16 protein-coding genes are annotated in these 14,401 nt (G+C 55.7%); 4 read left to right on the top strand and 12 right to left on the bottom strand.

Annotated features, from left to right (window positions below):
* Positions 1-4: 4 nt before the first annotated feature.
* On the bottom strand, positions 5-970 hold the full coding sequence (locus BMY49_RS08140) for a L,D-transpeptidase family protein (RefSeq protein WP_089675367.1): 966 nt from the start codon (positions 968-970) through the stop codon (positions 5-7).
* A 353-nt stretch (positions 971-1,323) separates the two neighbouring features.
* Positions 1,324-1,746 (bottom strand): OsmC family protein, encoded by a 423-nt coding sequence (locus BMY49_RS08135; protein WP_044627904.1) that lies wholly within the window; start codon positions 1,744-1,746, stop codon positions 1,324-1,326.
* Positions 1,747-1,893: 147 nt separating this feature from the next.
* On the opposite strand from BMY49_RS08135, the gene BMY49_RS08130 reads away from it, so the two are divergent.
* Positions 1,894-2,142 carry an EamA family transporter gene (locus BMY49_RS08130; protein ID WP_082051390.1) on the top strand — a complete coding sequence of 83 codons (249 nt, stop codon included), beginning with the start codon at positions 1,894-1,896 and terminating at the stop codon, positions 2,140-2,142.
* On the opposite strand, the gene BMY49_RS08125 is transcribed toward BMY49_RS08130, so the two are convergent.
* The 6 genes from BMY49_RS08125 to BMY49_RS08100 all read right to left on the bottom strand — a co-directional run bounded on the left by BMY49_RS08125 (position 2,102) and on the right by BMY49_RS08100 (position 7,707).
* Positions 2,102-2,929, bottom strand: coding sequence for an MOSC domain-containing protein (locus BMY49_RS08125; RefSeq protein ID WP_089675366.1), 828 nt, complete (start codon positions 2,927-2,929; stop codon positions 2,102-2,104). The genes BMY49_RS08130 and BMY49_RS08125 overlap by 41 nt on opposite strands.
* 87 nt (positions 2,930-3,016) lie before the next feature.
* Positions 3,017-4,012 (bottom strand): gluconate operon transcriptional repressor GntR, encoded by a 996-nt coding sequence (gene gntR / locus BMY49_RS08120; RefSeq protein WP_062359352.1) that lies wholly within the window; start codon positions 4,010-4,012, stop codon positions 3,017-3,019.
* A gap of 79 nt (positions 4,013-4,091) precedes the next feature.
* A complete protein-coding gene (locus tag BMY49_RS08115; protein WP_062359353.1) occupies positions 4,092-4,592 on the bottom strand; it encodes a gluconokinase in 501 nt (166 codons plus the stop codon).
* Positions 4,593-4,649: 57 nt separating this feature from the next.
* Positions 4,650-5,930 (bottom strand): TRAP transporter large permease, encoded by a 1,281-nt coding sequence (locus BMY49_RS08110; RefSeq protein WP_044627905.1) that lies wholly within the window; start codon positions 5,928-5,930, stop codon positions 4,650-4,652.
* A 5-nt stretch (positions 5,931-5,935) separates the two neighbouring features.
* Complete coding sequence (locus BMY49_RS08105; RefSeq protein WP_062373525.1) at positions 5,936-6,562, bottom strand: TRAP transporter small permease; 627 nt, start codon at positions 6,560-6,562, stop codon at positions 5,936-5,938.
* Between the two features lie 71 nt (positions 6,563-6,633).
* A complete protein-coding gene (locus tag BMY49_RS08100) occupies positions 6,634-7,707 on the bottom strand; it encodes a TRAP transporter substrate-binding protein (RefSeq protein WP_044627907.1) in 1,074 nt (357 codons plus the stop codon).
* Between the two features lie 246 nt (positions 7,708-7,953).
* Between BMY49_RS08100 and BMY49_RS08095 the strand changes: the two genes are divergently transcribed.
* The 3 genes from BMY49_RS08095 (at position 7,954) to BMY49_RS08085 (ending at position 9,818) form a co-directional block, all read left to right on the top strand.
* Positions 7,954-8,403, top strand: coding sequence for a MarR family winged helix-turn-helix transcriptional regulator (locus BMY49_RS08095; RefSeq protein ID WP_062359330.1), 450 nt, complete (start codon positions 7,954-7,956; stop codon positions 8,401-8,403).
* Between the two features lie 300 nt (positions 8,404-8,703).
* The gene (gene yghU / locus BMY49_RS08090) at positions 8,704-9,564 is read left to right on the top strand and encodes a glutathione-dependent disulfide-bond oxidoreductase (protein ID WP_062359354.1); all 861 of its coding nucleotides are present in this window, start codon (positions 8,704-8,706) and stop codon (positions 9,562-9,564) included.
* A gap of 23 nt (positions 9,565-9,587) precedes the next feature.
* Positions 9,588-9,818 carry a DUF2798 domain-containing protein gene (locus BMY49_RS08085; protein ID WP_044627909.1) on the top strand — a complete coding sequence of 77 codons (231 nt, stop codon included), beginning with the start codon at positions 9,588-9,590 and terminating at the stop codon, positions 9,816-9,818.
* A gap of 76 nt (positions 9,819-9,894) precedes the next feature.
* Here BMY49_RS08085 and BMY49_RS08080 read toward each other — a convergent pair whose 3' ends face one another.
* From BMY49_RS08080 to BMY49_RS08065, 4 genes are all read right to left on the bottom strand, one after another.
* Positions 9,895-11,994, bottom strand: coding sequence for a TonB-dependent siderophore receptor (locus tag BMY49_RS08080; protein WP_089675365.1), 2,100 nt, complete (start codon positions 11,992-11,994; stop codon positions 9,895-9,897).
* 210 nt (positions 11,995-12,204) lie between these two features.
* Positions 12,205-12,522 (bottom strand): DUF6693 family protein, encoded by a 318-nt coding sequence (locus tag BMY49_RS08075; RefSeq protein ID WP_044627911.1) that lies wholly within the window; start codon positions 12,520-12,522, stop codon positions 12,205-12,207.
* An 84-nt stretch (positions 12,523-12,606) separates the two neighbouring features.
* Complete coding sequence (locus BMY49_RS08070) at positions 12,607-13,125, bottom strand: DUF421 domain-containing protein (RefSeq protein ID WP_062359331.1); 519 nt, start codon at positions 13,123-13,125, stop codon at positions 12,607-12,609.
* Positions 13,126-13,232: 107 nt separating this feature from the next.
* Positions 13,233-14,252 (bottom strand): lipid A deacylase LpxR family protein, encoded by a 1,020-nt coding sequence (locus BMY49_RS08065; protein ID WP_089675364.1) that lies wholly within the window; start codon positions 14,250-14,252, stop codon positions 13,233-13,235.
* Between the last annotated feature and the right edge of the window lie 149 nt (positions 14,253-14,401).

Raw genomic sequence — 14,401 nt, 5'->3', positions numbered from 1 at the left:
TTGGTTAGCTAAGTGGCACGATCTGGCCGCTGGCTTCTTCCAACACGCGGCTCACCTGCTCGTAGTTGGCACGACCTTCCCCTTTATGCTCTTCGATCAGGCTCACCACGTTCAACAGCGTTTCCATGCCAAAGGCCTGCTCATCGGTCGCCGTGAACGCCTGAATGTAGGCCTCGCCGTCGGCTCCCCACCCCAGCTTGATCGGCGCATCGATGATGTTCACCTGTGTGCCCACTGGCACACGCCAGAAGACTGACTCGATATCCTCGGGGTACATGCGAATACAGCCGCGACTGGCGCGCATACCAATCCCGTCAGGTTGATTGGTGCCATGAATCAGATAACCGGGAATATCCAACAAAATGGCATATTGACCCAGCGGGTTATCCGGTCCAGGCGGTACGACCGCAGGCGGCGGGTCACCACGCTCGGCGGCCTCGCGGCGGATCGACTCAGGCGGGTACCATGCCGGATTTTCCAAGCGCATGGTGGTTTCGGTGATACCCAACGGCGTATTGTAGGCATCGCGGCCAATGCCGATGGGATAGGTTTCGACACGGGGAGCATGGCCATCTTCGGCCTCGGGGTAGTAATACATGCGCAGCTCGGCAACGTTGATCACGATACCAGTGCGAGGCTCGTCAGGAAGGATGAACTGCCCCGGAATGGTGACCTCGGTGCCTTCGCCAGGCACCCACAGACTCACGTCCGGGTTAGCCATGCGGATCTCTTCGTAGCCCACGTTATGCGCTCGGGCAATATCCAGTAGCGTGTCCTCTTCACTCGCAGTGACGGTATACACTTCGCCCACCATATTGCCCGACTCGGGCAGTAAAAAATGGCCTTTCGGCAGCTCAGTATCGTTGGCGATCGCGCTGGCTGTCATCAGCCAAGCGCCTAATGCCACAACACCGCCAGCCAAGCGCTGTTTCAATGGCTGAAACAGCCATGAAGGGTCTGTCAGGGTCATTGGAAAATCTCTCTATGTCGCTATCGCTCTACGGCGATCTTGATGACGATGAAAATGAATATGCACAGCCACAGGCAGCGGGTCAATTCGCCAGACTGTCGCAGCCGTTTAACCTTTATCTAGCATTTTCTTGATAACGATGATCTTCGCACCGAGCGCGATACCGAGATGAACAATAGCGAAGACAACGCTAACGAGATGCGCGACACAGAGCTAAGCAGTACTTTAACGAGTACATAGCAGCCATTGCTCGCAAAAAGGGCCTTGCCATTCGGCAAGGACCTTCTCGTATGTGAGTGGCGACAACGGTATACAACACGCTGCCAAGCGCTGCCCTAAGGCAGTGCCAGATATTAGCCTTTCAACTTGGCAGACATCGTGATATCGGCCTTGAGGACTTTAGATACTGGACAGTTGGCCTTGGCGGTTTCGGCGGCTTCCTGAAAAGCAGCGTCGTCGGCACCGCTCACGCTGGCTTCCACGTCCAGGTGAATGCTGGAGATATCAAAACCGGCATCGCTTTGCGACAGCGTGACTTTTGCCTGGGTATCGATGGCGTCGGCGGTGTAGCCTTTCTCACCAAGGATCATCGATAGGGCCATCGAGAAACAGCTGGCGTGTGCGGCGCCGATCAACTCTTCTGGGTTGGTGCCGGGCTCGCCTTCGAAACGCTGCTTGAAGGAGTAACCTGCATCCAGTACGCCGCTTTCCGTGGCGACTTTGCCTTGGCCATCTTTCAAACCACCTTCCCAATGTGCGCTTGCTTTACTATCCATTCTGTTCTCCTTTCCTAGGGTAGTGTGCTTCTCGCAGGATGAACGCAGGGTTACGTTCGGTGCTCATTCAGCGTAGCTGATTCTGAGCAGTGATTCTATGTGGCTGTCGAAACCTCTAAACCCCGACGATAAAACTGCTGGCGCTCACTGCGGACAATAAAAAGGATTCGCTGGCTTGGTTTACTGGCAAGCGCGGGCGCAACGGCGGCCTCGACGGTGACGTTTCTCGTCCCCGTTAGCGCCCTGCTGTGGGGCTATGTGCTGCTGGAGGAAACGCTGAGCCTACAGGTCATTGCTGGCATGGTGATTACCCTACTGGGCACTGCCATTGCCACGAAAATGCTACGCTTTAGGCCTAGCGGGGCGTTACGGAGACCACTTCCCCCACACGAATGACGCCACCTTCCCCCGCCGTCAACGTGGCGTTTTGGCCAAAGTGCGCGCCCTTCAAGTGGGGTTGGGTATTCAGTGCCAGCAGCGTTTTCAGTGGCTCGGCTTGAGTAGGAATCGTGCCGGTCTGCTGGTCGACGGTGGTGATTTTGCAGCGCTGGCAGGGTTTGCGCAGGGTGAGCTGATAGCTGCCGCTCTCGATCGTCGCCCAACCATCCTCTTGCCAAGCCTCGTCGCAATCCACCACGATATTGGGCCGAAACCGATTCATGGGCACCGGTGTATTGCCGCCCGCCACCAGCGCGTTGTTCAACGCATCCAGCGAACCGGTAGTGGTGATCAAAAAGGGATAACCATCGGCAAAGTAGGTGTGCGCCTCGCCACCGGCCAGAAAATCGTCCTCCACCGCCCGTGTAAAGGTAGTGGCGAAACGCACCAGACTCACACCCTTGGCCGGTTCACCCAATGCCGCCTCTAGCCACTCGGACACTGCCTCGCTCTCCGGCAGCGCTTTGCAGTGATCACTCCACACCGATACCAGCCGCAAGTTGCCCTTGGGCTCTTCCAGTGAAATGGAAATTGGCTCGACGGTGGGGTGAGAGAGCACCAGAGCATCGGAGGTCAACGCCACGGAGATCGTGGCCAGCGCAGGTAGCTGGCGCTGGGTGACGAAGCGTTGCTGCAGCATCCAACGGCGATCCCAAGCGAGGCCATGGGCATGGATCTCGCTTTGGGACACATCAATCCCCTGCAGGGATTTCACCGGATAAACCGTTAATTGGGTAATCTTCACAGCGGCCTCGCACGCTCGGGCGTAACAGGATAAAACGCTAACCTAACGAGGTTATCGTAAGCAGCCAAACAGTTTTTAGGATGGACGCTATAGCGTTTTACCCGCTTCGATACGATACCCCAAATCCACCACTTTCTGCTCCAGCGCTTCGCCACGGATCCGCGCCAGCAGGGCCTTTGCGGCGGCTTCGCCAATCGCCTTACGGGGCGTGACAACGCTGGCAAGGCGGGGCGTCATTGCCTGACCAACATCGTGGCCGTGAAACCCGGCAATCGCTATGTGTTCGGGCACACCGATGCCTTGGCGTAGACACTCGAAGTAAGCGCCCACGGCCACGTCGTCATTGGTACAAAAAATAGCGTCTGTTTCGGGGTAGTTACGCTGAATTTCCTGCATCAGCGCGGCCCCTACGGTATAGGAGGAGCGCTGGCTGCTCTGCAGCGTTACGGGGGGTAGCCCATGCTCTTCCATGGCTTGACGATAGCCCAGCTCACGCTGGCGGGTACGTTCATCCAAACGCACGGCCAAGTAGATAACTTGGCGGCGACCACGGCGCATCATCTCACTCACCATATCATAGGCGGCACGGACGTTATCGTAGCCCACTGCCTGCTGCAGCGGCGGGCGGTGGGTATCCATAATCTCCACAATGGGAATGCCAGCGGTTTCTAACATACGCAGGCTGCGCGGCGTGTGATCATGGTCAGAGAGAATCACCCCATCTACGTTATACGACAGTAGCGAGGCAAGGCTGCGCTCCTCGAGCTCCTGACTATAGCCGTAGTGGGAGAGCATCAAGTGATAGCCTGCCGGTTCGGTATGGGCTTCGATCCCCACGATGACGTCGGCAAATACTTGGTTGGTCAACGAGGGGACCAGTACGCCTATCGAGTGACTGGTCGCGCGGGAGAGCAGATCCGGGGCGCGATTGGGTATATAACCAAGCTGCTCGGCGATGCCGAAGATGCGCTCTCGAAGCCCTTCCGATACCGTTTCCGGGTCGCGTAAACAGCGGCTAACGGTCATCTTGGTGGCACCAACGCGATCAGCAATATCTTGTAATGTAGGGCGTTTTTTCTTCAATGGCGTCGCTGCCTTGTACAATGGATGGCGCTCGAACCCTACCATAACGAATAGTAGAGCCCGCCGCCTATCCCTTCCTTTAGCCTAATGAGCGGCGCTGTTCGGGCACCAGCGTGGCGCTAAAACGCTCGACGATCACCGCCGGTGTTAGGCTGATGGAGAGCGTCACCGCCTCATCTGCTGCCGGTGGTTCTAGGTCGGCTAGCTGGCTGGCTAACATACTGTCGCCCTTAAAGAAGTGCCCGGCACGAGTTTCTAAGCGCTCGCGCAGCAGCCCATGCGTGCCTTCTAGGTAAAGAATACGCAGCGCGCTATCCCCCTCTCTCAAGCGGTCACGGTAGCGCCGCTTCAGGCCAGAGCAGGCAATCACCACCGACTCACCCCGCGCCTTATACTCGGCAAATAGCCCAGCCAGGGTTGCTAGCCAGTCGCGACGGTCATCGTCGTTCAGCGGTGTACCGCTGGCCATCTTGGCTACGTTGGCTGGCGAGTGGTGGTCATCGCCATCAATAAAGGTGGCTTCCATACTGGCCGCTAGCTGCTGACCAATATGCGACTTCCCCGAACCTGACACCCCCATGACGAGAATGCGATATGAGCCGTTATGATTTGAATCAGTCGTCACACGCGGCTCCTATCAGTTACCGCGCACGGCGGTGAGGTCGGGCAACCAAGTCACGATGCTTGGGAAGGCGATGAGCAGCACCAGCACCACAAGCAGCGCGGCATAATAAGGCAACATGGCCTTGACCAAAGACTCCATGGAGACTTTACCCACGCCACAGCCCACGTAAAGACAGGTGCCCACCGGCGGCGTGAGTAGCCCAATCCCCAGAATGAAGGCCATCAGCACGCCAAAGTAAGCGGCATCCACGCCGACCGATGTGACGATAGGGGCCAGCATGGGTGCCATGATCACCATGGCCGGCGTGAGGTCCATTACAAAGCCCACCAGCAGCAACAGTGCCGCCACAATCAGCAGCAGAAGGAACGGCTCCTGGGTAATCGCCTGTACCTGACGTACCAACGTTTGCGGAACCATATTGATGGTCAAGAACCACGCAATAACGGTGGCAAAGGCCAACAGCATCATTACCATCCCGGTCAGCCTGGCGGTACGAATCAGCATACCCATGAGTTCGCTGAGCTTGAACTCGCGGTAAACCAGCAGTGAAATCGCCAGCGAGTAAAGCAGTGCCGCGACCGCCGCTTCTGTGGCGGTGAACACGCCGCCAATAATACCGCCAATGACAATCACCGGTAACACCAGGGCCAGCCAGGCGTCTTTAAAGGCTTTCCACAGCACGTCCCAGCGGAACTGGCGCACGCCGCCGCCCTGCTTATTGGCCAGAATATAGGTGGTGACCATCAGGGCAGCGCCAATCAGTAGCCCAGGCACAATGCCGGAAATGAACAGGCGGCTGATGGAGGTTTCGGTGACGATGCCGTACAGAATCAGCGGAATAGAAGGCGGAATAATAATCCCGATCACCGATGAGACCGTATTGATGGCCGTGGCGTTGGCCGCGGTATAGCCCTGCTGCTTCATGGAAGGAATCATCATCGAGCCGGTGGCCGCCGTATCGGCAACGGCAGAGCCGCTGATACCGCCGAAAAACATAGACCCGGTAATGGCCACTTGGCCCAGGCCGCCACGCATAAAGCCGACCAGCGCCCCCGCAAGCTCCATCAAACGACGCGCAATGCCGCCGTTACTCATTACTTCACCGACCAGAATAAAGAACGGAATGGCCAGCAGCGGAAAACTGTTCACTCCACGGATGGACTGCTCAATCATAATCGAGAGCGGAATATCTGAGAGCACCGCCATGACCAGCGCCGCCACTCCCAAACCAAACGCGATGGGCAAGCCGATCACAATCGACACTAATAAAATGGCTAGGAAAATCCACAGCATGGTGATCACTCCCCTTGCGCGTCAGCCGACTGGCCGTGTGGTTGAACAATCACGCGTACGCTCATCCATACCCGCCAAAGCGAGACGGCGGCAATAAAGATGACGCACAGCACTAGGGAAAGACTCACGAGGCTCAAGGGCACGCCCATAATCGCAGAGCGCCCGCTGGAGCGTGACAGCACTTGATAGCCGCCAAACACCATGACCAGCATAAGACCGGCAATAATTAGGTGCTGTAAGCAGTACAGCATATGCGCAAAGCGCAGTGGCAAACGCCGCACCAAGGCATCCACGGCAATGTGCTCATAGCGGGCAAACGCAGCGGCCGCGCCAATAAACACCAGCCAAATAAACAGCATGCGCGCCAGCTCATCGACCCAAGGCAGCGAGTGGTTAAATAGCGAACGGCCCACCACATTGCTGGACACCGCCACAATCAGCGCCACTAAAATGGCGCCGATCAAATACTCCATGCCAAGCGTTAACCAGCGAAACAGCGCGGGGCCTTGACGCGTTTCAGTATCAATTTCCAGCAGCTTGCGATTGGGGTCGTCTAAATAGACCGACGGATCTTCAATCGTAGGCGTTCTCAAAGAGGATTCAGCGTTGGGAGGTGTTGAGGAGGATGTCATAAGAACTCCAGGGGCACTGACAAGTCGGGCAGGCACAATGGCCTGCCCGATGGCGCGCTTAATGGTGCGTATTAGTTGCTAGCATCTTCAACGATCTGTTGAATTTCAGCGATCAGATCTTCGCCAATGCGCGGCGCCCACTCTTCATAAACGGGCTGCACGGCGTCTTGGAACGCGGCCAGTTGCTCATCGCTCAAGCGAGTGATCTGCATACCGCGGGCTTCTAACTGCTCACGGGACCAGTCGTCATACTCAGCAGAGAGTTGAATTTCGTACTCGGCGGATTGACGCGCGGCTTCCAGCACCAGCTCTTGGTACTCGGGTGCCATACGGTCCCAGGTACGCTCGGAAAGCATCATGATGAACGGTGTGTAGACGTGGCGGGTTTCGGTGCCGTAATCCTGAACTTCGTTGAAGTTAGAGGTCAGGATGGTGCTCCAGGGGTTTTCCTGGCCATCGACCACGCCCTGCTCTAGGGCAGAGAACAGCTCACCAAACGCCATCGGCGTGGGGTTAGCACCTAATGCTTCCCAAATCGCCAGGTGCACCGGGTTCTGCATGGTACGTACGCTCAAACCGCGAACATCCTGGCCTGCGACATCTTCTGGCGTTTCAACGGGGCGCGCGCTGTTAGAGAGCTGGCGGTAGCCGTTTTCAGAGAAAGTGAGTGCCTTTAAGCCAGTGCCTTCAAAGCCATCTAGCATCTCTTGGGCAACGTCGCTCTGCATCACTGCAATGGCGGCTTCACGGCTGGGCAGCAGGAACGGTAGGTCGAACGCCGACAGCGCTTGCACATAGCCTGTGGTTGCGGAGCTAGATGGGTACGTCATATCCAGCGTGCCGGTCTGCAGCATTTCCATCATCTGAACATCGTCGCCCAACTGGCTGTTGGGGAACACGTTGACCGTGATACGGCCTTCGGTACGCTGCTCTAGAATCTCGCCAAAGTATTGGCTAGAGAGAAACTGCGGAGAGGTTTCAGAAAGGCCAATGCCCATGCGAAGCGTATGGCTACCGTGGTCCGCCACGACATCCCCTTCAATGGCCGGCGGGTCGGAAAGCTCGGGGCTTTGGGCATGCGCCATGCCAAAAGTAAGGGTGGTTGCACCAACTAAGGTAAGCGTGTTGCGCCAAATCGCTGTCATGACGTTATCTCCAAACATTCATTGTTGTTGAGTGCTGAACTGCTAATTGCTAAGCGGTTATGAACGCTGCCGTGCTATCGCGCCTGTTACGCCGCAGTGTTACCGGTAACATCCAATAAGCGAAGGCTAGTGACCATTCGGCTGGGTGTCAAAGCAAAACTGCCAACTTACGACCAACGTCTAGGGATAGCCACTCACCGCCTAGCGCGCTACATTACCCGATATGCATCCTGTCCTGGAGTCCACATGCCTGCGTTAGACACTTGCAGCGAACTAGAGCTAGACCATCAGCTCTGCTTCGCCCTCTATTCAACATCGTTGATGATGACAAAAGTTTATAAACCGCTTTTGAAAAAGTTAGGGCTTACTTACCCGCAATACCTAGTCATGCTGGTACTTTGGCAAGAAGATGGCATTACTGCAGGGACGCTCAGTAAGCGCTTACTGACAGACCCTGGCTCGCTGACTCCTCTCCTAAAGCGTTTAGAAGCCGACCAGCTATTGCGCCGCCAGCGTAGCGTGCAAGATGAGCGCGTGGTGGAGCTATTTCTGACCGATAAAGGCCGTTCCCTGCGCGAGCAGGCGCGTCATATTCCCAGTTGTATGGTGAATGCCAGCGAGAAGTCTATGGAGGCCTTAACGCAGTTGAAAGAGGATTTGGTTCAACTGCGCGATAGCCTGCAAAAAGCCAAGTAGTGCGACTCTCGTCCGTGGCACTACAAACTTTCTGATCATCTAGCTTGCGCACAAAATAAAGCCGCACTAAATTAATAGCGAATGCGTAATTAACCTGATGTACCAGTCACTATCCAACCATAACGACTGAGCCCCATAAACAGGAGAGACTCAATGTCGATTGAAACGATTGCTTACCGCGCACATGCTCATGCCACGGGTGGCCGTGAAGGTTACGTCCCCATAAAGTAGGGATAACTCAGTAAGCTAGGCTAGGCGATTGCACTGTTTTTTTCTTACCTGATGAACAGCGAGGCTATGATGACCGATACGACCTATACACCACCGAGCGTATGGAAATGGGAGCCGGGCAACGGCGGTAAGTTTGCAAACATCAATCGTCCGGTAGCGGGCGCCACCCATGATAAAGCGCTGCCGGTAGGCAAACATCCGCTACAGCTCTACTCCCTCGCCACGCCCAACGGTGTGAAAGTCACGGTAATGCTAGAAGAGCTGCTGGAAAAAGGTATTGAGGCAGCCGAGTACGATGCGCACCTGATTCAAATCGGCGAAGGCGACCAGTTTGGCAGCGGCTTCGTTGAGGCTAACCCTAACTCCAAGATCCCGGTGCTGGTGGATCACAGTATGAACCCGCCCCAACGGGTGTTTGAGTCAGGGGCTATTTTGCTCTATCTCGCCGAGAAATTCGGTGAATTTCTGCCTACAGACCCGGCCAAACGCACCGAGTGCCTCTCTTGGCTGTTCTGGCAAATGGGCAGCGCTCCCATACTGGGCGGCGGCTTTGGTCACTTCTACGCCTACGCGCCAGAGAAGTACCAGTACCCGATTGACCGCTACACCATGGAAGTCAAACGTCAGCTAGACGTACTGGATCGTCACTTGGCCGACAACCGCTTTATGGCAGGCGATGAGTACACCATTGCCGATATAGCGATTCACCCCTGGTACGGCGCGCTGGTGAAAAACCGCGTGTATGAGGCCGCTGAGTTCCTCGAGGCACACACCTACACCAACGTGCTGCGCTGGACCGAAGAGATTGATGCCCGCCCTGCGGTACAGCGGGGCCGCATGGTAAACCGCACCTGGGGCGAACCCAACGAGCAGCTTCACGAGCGCCACGACGCCAGCGACTTCACCGAGAAAACCGAAGATAAGCGTTAATTCGCGTATCAGGAAAACGTACGATGTTCGATCCGAAATACGCCCAGCTGATATTTTCATGCCTGATGGCACTGTTTATGTCATGCATTATGTCGCTGGTCATAACGCTGTATAACGTGGGACTTGTGGAAGGGATTGTAGTGATTTGGCTCAAGGCGTGGCTGTTTGCCTTTGCCGTCGCGCTGCCGGTGATCAACTTGGTCGCCCCAATCGTGCGGCGTTTGGTGAAGCCACTGGTCAAGCAGCCGCACTAACGCCGCTCACGCATTGAGTCCCATTAACCAAACGGGGCCTGCTCATCGCAGGCCCCGTTTGTTATATCATGATGCGTTAAAACTGATAGCGCACGTTGGCCGTGACGCTGCGACGGTCGCCGTAGCCACAGTCACCGACGTCATAGCGGCACCAGGAGACATACTCTTCATCAGTGGCGTTTTTCAAGTCTACGGAGAAGCCCCACTCACCCAGGGTGTAACCCACCATCGCATCATACAGCGTGCTGGAAGGCACTACCGGCGCGCCGCCAGAGCCAACGTTGTCGCCGACATAACGAACGCCCGCCCCAATACGCCAGTTATTACCAACATACAGGCGGTTCCACCAGGAAGCCTGCTCTTCAGCCACATACGGCAAGCGAATACCGGTACCGTCGTTAGTGGCGTTCAAGTTGGTATACGCGACTTGGGTTTCAAACTGCTGCCAGCGCTTATTTACCTGTAGCTCCCAGCCATCGACCACGGCACCCACTTGCTCGACGCCGCCCGGAGTAACGCCATCGCTAATGCGGTTTTGCTGAGTAATATCAAAGTAGGCCGCGCTCACGGCCAGGGATTGATCTGGAGATACGTACTTAAAGCCAATCTCCTCCTGGTCGCCGGTGGTGGGCTTCAAGGGGCTTGGGTTAGCTGTGCCGTCGTTACCCAGGTTCATGACGAACGCTTCGGAGTAGCTGACATAGGGTGAGAAGCCGTTATCAAAGCGGTACATCAGCCCCAGCCGGCCGGTGGTCTCACCTTCATCACTGACCGTATCTGGGCCAGATAGCGCCAGCGTGCGGTTCTCTGCCCAGTCACGGCGCAGGCCCGCTGAGACGACCACAGGGCCTACTTCGATATGATCCGCCAGATACACGCCGACTTGTTCAATCTCATTATCCGGGCGGTCAGTGGGGTTCAGCGAATCCAGCTGAAGATTGCCATACTGAGGGTTATAGACGTTGAACTGCCCGCCACCACTGGCCACCGAACTATAATTATCCTGAGACCAGCGAGCGTCCTGACGGTCAATACCTGCCACCAGCGTATGTTGGGTATTGCCGAGCGCAAACTCGCCTTCCAGGCGCGCATCCATATTGAGAATGCGCGTTTGAGCATCCGCCATAAAGATGGTCCGATTCACATTGCCGTTAGCATCGGGCACGCTGGGGATATCCACCCAGTGCTCGCGGGTTTCGGTGCTGGAATCGGTATAGCGGGCGGTGGCAGCAAACGCCCAGCTGTCGTTGAGCTGGTGATCAACAAACAGCGTTGTTTCGATCTTTTCCCGGTCGTAGCGGTCCCAACCCGGCTCGCCAACAAATCGCTCCGAGCCAATAAAGCCCAGTGAACCCGACTCTAACGTGCCCGCCTGGGGAAGGAACTGCGCCGATACCTGGCCTTTGTTTTCCTGGCGGTTCAGTAGCAGCGTAATGTTGGTGGCGTCGCTGGGGCGCCACGTAAACGATGGCGCAAACAGGTAGCCATCATCTTCAACGTGATCGACTTGTGTATCGCTATCGCGGGTTAACGCCACTAAGCGATAAAGAAACTCGCCCTCTTCATCGGCCGCCCCGGTCACATCCAACGCCAGCTGCTTGCGGTCATAGGAGCCGTACTGCGCCCAAACCTCACCGCTGCGCTCCTCTTGGGGTAGTTTAGAGACGCCGTTGATGATGCCGCCCAAATCAGCTTGGCCATACAGCATGGAAGATGGCCCGCGTAACACCTCCACACTCTCCAGCGCGTAGACGTTGGTGCGCACGGTGTTGTAGGAGCCATACACTTGGCGCAAACCATCCAAATAGCGGCCTGCATCTAGCCCGCGCACTTTAGCGCTGTCGCCACGAGTGTCGAATCCAAAGTTGCCCGCATACACGCCGGGGGTATACAGCAGCGCATCCTGAATGTTTTTGGCACGGCTCTCCTGAATAAACTCTTGGTCGATCACTGACATGGAGTAAGGCTGTTCGGCCAGCGGCACATCCAGCTTGCCTACTGAGGGCTCCCGCTCAGCATCGCTGTACCCATAAAGACCGGCCGATTCAGCGGTGACTTCAACCGTATCCAGATTGACGCTGCTCTCTTGTGCATAAACTACCGGCACAGCAGCAGCCGAGGCTAAGGCAACCGCGACGCTCAGCGTGCGCAGGCGAAAGGTAGGTACAGGTTTCATCGTGAAAGATCCCAGAGCGAATATTAATGTTAATGATAGTAATTTTTATTCGCGAAAATATAGGAGGCTATACAAAGGATGTCAACGGAGGCGAAAGGTGAGTTGAGTCGGACAGGAAGATGCGTTAATGCAAATATTTCTCAAAAAATGACTGCCTGCCGAAGGTCGGCAGGCAGTACAAGGGGCTCTTCGCTTGCGAGGGGGCTGACATTACTGCAGGCGAGAGTTATTCAACGCGTAGTTCCACACCCGGTAAAAGTAGAAAATATAGCCAAGCCCCAGGGTCAGAAATGAGATCACCATCCACAGAATAATATGGCCAACATTGCTGAAGATATTGATATCGCAAACCATTTTCCGCTCTACGCCGGTTGCGTTATCCACCACGCTGGTGCGGTTGATCACGAAGCGAGCGAAGGAGTAAGGAAAGAAAAACAGCGCAATGCCAAAGGTAATAATGGTGAGCAACACCCAGATGAGCAGGTGGCCAATAATATCTAGAATCGAGAGGTCAGCTTTAATGTTCACAGGTCGCCCTTACGCGTTAAGAAAGGGGCGAAGATTACCACTGTGCTCGCTGCCCGTGAACGGCCAGCAGGTGAAGCCTGCGCTTTAAGGGCCGCCCACCCCTGCTAAGCTGGATTCACCTTTTCCTTCCCCGCGCTTTACCACACTTAGCGAACCGTCGGTTTCCAGCACCACCGCCTGAGCAGCCTCTAAACGTAAAAGCCCGCTGCTGCGTACGGCAGAACGCACTTCATCCTGCGTTACCCTCGCCTTCCTTAGCGACGCTTGCAATAACTCCCCGTCATACAGCAGCAGTATCGGTTCCCCCGTGACGAGCCGCTTTACCCAGCTGACACGCACGCTCAGCCACGTAATGATGAACTGCAGGGAAATCAACAGCCCTAGTGCCAGCGCACCCTCTGCCAACGCCACGTCTTTCGATAGCAGTACGGTGGCAAGCGTAGAACCCAAAGCCACGGTCACAATAAGATCAAAGGCGTTCATTTTGGATAGCGTGCGATTACCCGAGATACGTAAAAACACGATCAGCACCGTGTAGGCAAGTAACCCCACCACCAGGGTACGGGCCAAACTTTCCCAACCGCTAAAAAAGACCATTTCCATTGGCGCTCACCCCTGAGTGACGAAAGACAGATGCCTTCCACCACCCAAGGTAGCAACCATAGTGCCTGGGTGCGATGCTATCCGCTGGATTTAGGCTTCATCAAAAATTAAAATTGCTTGGTAAGCGTCAACGCACCAAATTTATCCTGTTCATCCTGGCCATCGAACTCGCGGGTGCGCTGCACGGCTGCGAAGGTTACCTGCCACTCTTCCCAAGCCAATGCCAGCCCGGTAGAAACATCAGCCACCCACTCGTTACGGTCTACTGAGTGACTATTTCTAAAGGTGTTGCCATCCAGCGTCAGGTTCTGTGCCATGTAATATCCCTCCACGTTTGCGAACAGGTACCACTGCCAGCCACTGCTGCCATTTAGCTGATGGCGGCTGCCAGGATTAGGCGTTAACGTAGGAATACCCTGGGCATCGTCGCCCCAACGAACGCTGTAACCAGCGCTGGCATAGGTATACAGGTTGCCAAGCGCCATCCCGACACCGGGGCCGTGGGAAAACTGTTTACTTGCCAGAGGCGTGTCATACCACCACTGGCGGCGCATGGTCAGGTTGACGATTGCCTCATCGCCCAATTGGTTTTGCCAACCGCGCGGCCGGTCACTATCGGTAACACGGTGAACCTCCCGCTGAATGCTATCCGCCTGGGAGGAAGGGCCTACCAAGCCAACATCCAAATGCAGGTCGGTGGCCTGCTGCCAACGGCCCATCGGCTTATCTTCATAAAGCGACACACCGCCATATACTAAACCCGCGTAGGGGCGATCATCTTCAATCAGCTCGCGGCGCTCAATCACATTGGGCGTATAAATTTGGTGTACTAAGCGGTAAGAGGCGCGATCTGCCTGGCTAATAATGCTGTCAGGCAACGCAGCCGCTAGGCGCTGTGTCCAGCTTTGCGGTTCGGGGGTAAACATCCAATTCAACTCGAAGCCACTGGTAAAGTGGCCATCATCACTGCTGGCAAGTCCATCGTTTGCATGCTTAATGGAAAGCGAACTATCGTCGGCCAACGCAATAGCGGGCAGTAAGCTGAACGGTAATACAAACGGCAGCACGGCTTTGCAAAAGATGGCTTTAGAAGATTCATCTCTGCGATGAGGAGCAGACGGCGTCATGGCTCATTCCTTGAGTTGAGAGCTGGGCAGGTAGGCAGCCTATTAGCAGGGGGGGGCAACAAACATTGCTGATTGTATGTAATCATGCAAATAGATAGCAAGCTACTTGATGGCACCCACTCACCTGCCCGGTATTATTTTCCTATCAC

This window comes from Vreelandella aquamarina (assembly GCF_900110265.1).
In the GTDB taxonomy this organism is placed as follows: Bacteria; Pseudomonadota; Gammaproteobacteria; order Pseudomonadales; family Halomonadaceae; genus Vreelandella; species Vreelandella aquamarina.
This window is presented reverse-complemented; position numbering and strand designations above follow the sequence as displayed.